Source organism: Vibrio sp. V08_P9A1T1, from assembly GCF_963874405.1.
Lineage (GTDB): Bacteria > Pseudomonadota > Gammaproteobacteria > Enterobacterales > Vibrionaceae > Vibrio > Vibrio anguillarum.
In genome coordinates, this window is record NZ_CAWNIB010000130.1 from 1 (window position 1) to 5,011 (window position 5,011).

The 5,011-nt window shown below is 44.4% G+C and carries 4 protein-coding genes and 1 pseudogene; all 5 read left to right on the top strand.

The features are described from left to right. A pseudogene (locus tag AACT21_RS06420) lies at positions 1-428 on the top strand (serine O-acetyltransferase); the annotation flags it as partial. Then, positions 428-1,768, top strand: a complete 1,341-nt coding sequence (gene vpsH, locus AACT21_RS06425) for an exopolysaccharide biosynthesis protein VpsH (RefSeq protein ID WP_088732039.1) — start codon at positions 428-430, stop codon at positions 1,766-1,768. The pseudogene AACT21_RS06420 and the gene vpsH, both read left to right, overlap by 1 nt. Continuing rightward, the gene (vpsI, locus tag AACT21_RS06430; protein ID WP_199871385.1) at positions 1,765-2,841 is read left to right on the top strand and encodes an exopolysaccharide biosynthesis glycosyltransferase VpsI; all 1,077 of its coding nucleotides are present in this window, start codon (positions 1,765-1,767) and stop codon (positions 2,839-2,841) included. Before vpsH ends, vpsI begins: the two co-directional genes overlap by 4 nt. Next, positions 2,838-4,010 carry an exopolysaccharide biosynthesis protein VpsJ gene (gene vpsj / locus AACT21_RS06435; protein WP_094164570.1) on the top strand — a complete coding sequence of 391 codons (1,173 nt, stop codon included), beginning with the start codon at positions 2,838-2,840 and terminating at the stop codon, positions 4,008-4,010. Before vpsI ends, vpsj begins: the two co-directional genes overlap by 4 nt. Continuing rightward, positions 4,000-4,752: an exopolysaccharide biosynthesis glycosyltransferase VpsK gene (gene vpsK, locus AACT21_RS06440; protein WP_094164571.1), complete on the top strand. Its 753-nt coding sequence runs from the start codon at positions 4,000-4,002 to the stop codon at positions 4,750-4,752. Before vpsj ends, vpsK begins: the two co-directional genes overlap by 11 nt. The last annotated feature ends 259 nt before the right edge of the window (positions 4,753-5,011 follow it).

A 5,011-nucleotide genomic window follows, 5' to 3' on the forward strand; every position in this document is an offset into this window, starting at 1 on the left:
AAATTATATCGATTGGGTAGCTGGTGCTACAAAAAAATATACCTGCATTCCCTAAGTTATGCGATTTATTGATCCGCTTGATTCATAACTGTGTTATTTATAGCCAGACCTCAATAGGTAAGGGGACTATTTTGGGATATGGTGGTATCGGAGTAGTTATTCATAAGCATGTTAAGATAGGTTCTAACTGCGTTATTGGCACGAATGTAACTATAGGTGGTCGCTCCAGAGCAAAAGAAGTTCCTGTAATTGGCGATGATGTTTTTATTGCAACTGGAGCAAAAGTATTAGGAGCCGTGAATATTGGTTCAAACTCAGTGATTGGAGCTAATGCAGTTGTTATTAACGACGTGCCCGCTAATAGCGTCGTAGTTGGAGTTCCAGCCAAAGTGATCAAAACGGGTATTAATGCAAAGGATTTTTACTGATGTTTACCAGTTCAATCTATGTTAAGGCGCCAATCTGGCTGCAAAATGTCATGCTTTCTGTGCGGGCGCTTTCACGTAAAATGGTCAGAGAAAACGGCGAGATGCGCGCCGTTCTAAAAGAGATCCAGGCTAATGAGTTTTCGCGCACCCATTTAGGCGATTACCAACAAGATAAGCTTCAAAACACCTTAGCTAATGCTCGTAATCATGTACCGTTTTATCAGAATTTAGACTTACTCAATCTTGAGCTTGAGGCTTTTCCATATCTGGATAAAGCGGTATTGCGTCATGACCACGAGCAGTTTATCTCGCAGAACAAACCTTCTGTGGTAGTGAAAGGGGCTACAAGTGGTACAACCGGCACGCCTCTGACTATTTTGCAAGACATGAATTCAGTTATTCGTGAGCAAGCCTTTGTCGAAAGACAGTTGGCTTGGGCGGGGTATCGTAAAGGTGATAAACGAGCGTGGATCAGGGGCGATATGGTGGTGCCATTGAGTCAAAAACAAGGGTCGTTTTGGCGCTACTCCTGGTTTGAACAGATGATAGTGCTTTCATCTTTCCATCTTACATCGCAAACGATACCTAGTTATCTGCAAGCTATGGTCGATTTTGGAGTTGAAGTGATTCAAGCATATCCTTCTTCGATTGCTACTTTAGCCCGCTATTTAGAGGCTAACCAAAGTTATTATCCGGCGAAGCTCAAATCCATTATCACTTCATCAGAGTCTTTGTCTGCAGAAGATCGCCAAGTTATTGAGACGCGCTTTGGCTGCAAAGTGTTTGATTGGTATGGCCTATTTGAAAGGGTTGCTGCAATTGCTAATTGTGAGCATGGTCGTTATCACGTTCTCACCGATTACTCACATGTTGAATTTTTAGATGCGGGAAATGGTACTCATGAAATTGTCGGCACTAATTTCAATAATAGCTACTTTCCTCTAGTCAGGTACAAAACTGGTGACCATGTCGTATTGTCTGACGAGAAGCAGTGTCCATGTGGGAGATTCTACCCAATAATTGAACATATTAAGGGACGTGTTGGTGATTATCTCGTCGGCGAAGATGGTCAAAAAGTGCATATCCTGAACCATATACCTAAAGGTGTCACTGGGATTATAGCATGCCAATTTGTTCAGAGTGAACGTGAACAGATTGTGGTTAAAGTGGTGGCGGATGCTGAGCAATTTAATGAAGAGCAGCAACAAAAGTTAATCGGTAATACTCAAGCTCGCTTAGGAAGCTCGTTAATTGTCACCATAGAAATGGTGGCAGCGCTTGAGCGTACCGGGAATGGTAAGATTCGACAAGCTATCTGTACTATCAAGGATGTGTTGTGAGAAAAGCGATTAATCTAATGGTCGCCACTGACCTGAAAGGTCAAGGTGGCGTGGCAACTGTGGTTTCAACGTACGCTGATTGCGGTTTTTTAGAGGAAAACCAAATCAAGTTGATTGCTTCACACTCAAGTTTAGACCACGGACAGAAATGGCGAATGACATTACGCTTTATGCTGGCTCTCTGCCAATTGTTGTACTGCTTTGTACGTTACCGAGTTGGCCTTGTGCATATTCACATGTCATCACGAGGTAGCTATCGACGTAAATCTGTGATTGTTCGCCTGGTTAATCTTTTGAAAGGTAAGGTTATTTTGCATTTGCATGGTGCCGAGTTTCGTGATTTCTATCGAGATGAGTGCAATGTGGATCAGCAAACTCACATTCGACGTACTTTTGCTCTAGCTGATCATGTACTGGTACTATCCACTCAATGGCTGACATGGCTACAAGAGGTGATAGGACGAACACAAGGTGTTTCTGTGCTGTATAACGCTGTACCCAGTTTGGCTTTAGATCGCCATCTTGCTCAGCCAGGTCGTATTGCCTTCCTTGGTCGTTTGGGCACGCGCAAAGGTGTGGGTGACCTGATTCAAGCTTTTGCGTTAGTCAAACAGCGTTGTCCTGAGGCGAAGCTTTATCTCGCTGGCGATGGCGATATTGAAATTTATCAGGCTATGGCTAATAAAATGGGGCTCGCTGATTCTGTGTACTGTTTAGGCTGGATTGCTGGTGAGGCGAAGACCAACTTATTGACTCAAACGGATATTTATTGCTTACCCAGCTATAACGAAGGCTTTCCAATGGGAGTGATAGAAGCCATGTCGGCAGGTATTCCCGTGGTAGCAAGTCGAGCGGGTGGGATTCCTGATGCGATCAGCGATGGTGAACAAGGGCGTTTAATTGAGGCTGGCGATGTGGTTGCTTTAGCGCAAGCACTAGGAGATTTGATTGAGCAACGTGCGGAAAATCGACGTATTGCTACGGCCGCTAAACAAAAGTTTGCCGAAAACTTCTCTTTGCAGGCGGTGATCCCGCGTCTACAAACACTCTACGATGAGCTATTAAAATCATGAAATCGACGACTGTAGCTGACATTAGCCAATGTTTATTGAATAAAGCTCGTACAGAACAATTCGCTGGATATGACCCTTTTGATGGACTCAATTCAAGCTGGTTCAAGCGCTTGCCGATAAGCAAAGACTCGACTTTTGGCTTAGCATGGATCCAGTTGTTCAAATGCTCTCCCATTAATCTTCGGCCATGGCTAGGTGTGCCCAAAGCGCGAAACCCCAAAGGCGTGGCTCTGTTTATTCTCGGGTTGCTCGAAGAGTATCAAGTGACAAAAGCCCCCGCTTTACTAACAGAAGCGGAGCAACTTGCGCAGTGGCTAGTGACTCAGCGTTGTGATGAGCAAATCTGGCATGGCGCCTGTTGGGGGTATCATTTTGATTGGAAAGCGCGTGCATTCTTTGTTCCTAAGGGGAAGCCAAATGTGATCACGACAGTCTATGTCAGCCGTGCCTTACACCAATTGGGGCAACTGACGGGGCGAGCTGACTGGGTCGAGTTGGCGCTGCGCAGTGGTGATTTTATTGCTGGCCATTTATTGACTCAAAATGAGAGCGGGGAGTTTTTTGCGTATATCCCCGGGGAAACGGCGTTTGTGCACAACGCCAGTTTGTGGGCGGCAGCTTGGCTGGCCGTGGTCGGTCGAGAAACGTCTCGCCCAGACTACACTGAGTTGGCATTACGCATTGCGCGTAATAGTGCTCAAGCTCAAGCTGCCGATGGCAGCTGGGCCTATGGTACTCGTCATCATCATGTGTTTATTGACGGATTTCATACGGGCTACAACTTAGAAGCGCTACACCTTATACGAACTACTTTAGCGACAAAGGAATTTGATGAGGTGATTGCACGCGGTTTTCATTTTTACAAACAGCATCTGTTTGAAGCCGATGGAACCGCCAAGTATTACCACAACAATCCTTATCCACTGGATCCGCATTCAGTATCACAGGCAATTATTACCTTACTCAGTGTTGGAGGCGAGGAGAGTGATGTTGTTTTGGTTAAACGCGTCATTCAGCGTGCTATTCAAACGCTGTACATGCCCGAGCGGGATCAGTTTGTTTATCAACGTAACAAACGTTGGGTTAACCGAATTCACTACGCGCGCTGGACCCAAGCGTGGATGTACTTTTCATTCCGTTTTTATTTAAGAATTACCAATGAGGAATAACCGATTGAAACGCATTAATTTTCTTGGTAGCCCAATGGATGTGGCTTCGATGAGTGAAACCGTTGCTCTGATCCGCGATCGCATTTTACGACAAGAGTTCACGCAGCATGTAGTGGTCAATGTCGCTAAGTTGGTCAATATGCGTAAGGATCCTGAATTGGCTCATTCCGTGACCGAGTGTGACATGATCAATATCGATGGGATGGGTGTAGTTTGGGGCGCACGTTTTTTAGGCCACAAAGTGCCGGAGCGAGTGGCTGGTGTTGACTTGTTTCTAGAGCTAAATGCTATGGCTGCGCAAGCTCAATTGCCAGTATTCTACCTAGGCGCAAAGTCGGAGATTGTTGAAAAAACGGCTGCGGCTATGCAGGCAAAGCATCCACAATTAGTGATTGCGGGATATCACCATGGCTATTTTTGGGATGATGAACACGCGATAGTTGAAAAGATCCGTCAGTCAGGTGCAAAACTTCTGTTTGTTGCGATCACATCACCGAAAAAAGAGAATTTTATCAACCGCTGGCAAGAGCAGTTGGGTGTGTTATTTGTGATGGGGGTAGGGGGAACATTTGATGTTGTCGCAGGCCATGTTTCTCGTGCACCCTTATGGATGCAAAAATCTGGGTTGGAATGGTTATATCGTGTGTTACAAGAACCTGGAAGAATGTGGAAGCGTTATTTAGTGACTAATAGTCGTTATGCTTGGCTACTACTTAATGAAAAAATAAAGCGAAAGAATTAAATTGGCTAGGCAAAAGTAAACTTTAGCTTATTTTTATCATCCCTAAATCACCGCCTTGGGCGGTGGTGATTGAATTAAATTTTCGGGAAATTATTAGTTGAATAAATTTTTTATTATTAATTCTTAGTCAATGTGATTGTCTTTGATTTGATAAAAGCTGATCCTTTAATAAAAATCGGATGTATTTTTTATAGTTATCAATTAGCCTTAGCGCCAGTTGTAAAAAATGGTTGTCTACGTTAAAGGATCTATCATGAGC

Bases quoted from the DNA above. Each gene is read 5' to 3' on its own strand.
- vpsj (WP_094164570.1), top strand. From the start codon at position 2,838: ATGAAATCGACGACTGTAGCTGACATTAGCCAATGTTTATTGAATAAA.
- vpsH (WP_088732039.1), top strand. From the start codon at position 428: ATGTTTACCAGTTCAATCTATGTTAAGGCGCCAATCTGGCTGCAAAAT.
- vpsK (WP_094164571.1), top strand. From the start codon at position 4,000: ATGAGGAATAACCGATTGAAACGCATTAATTTTCTTGGTAGCCCAATG.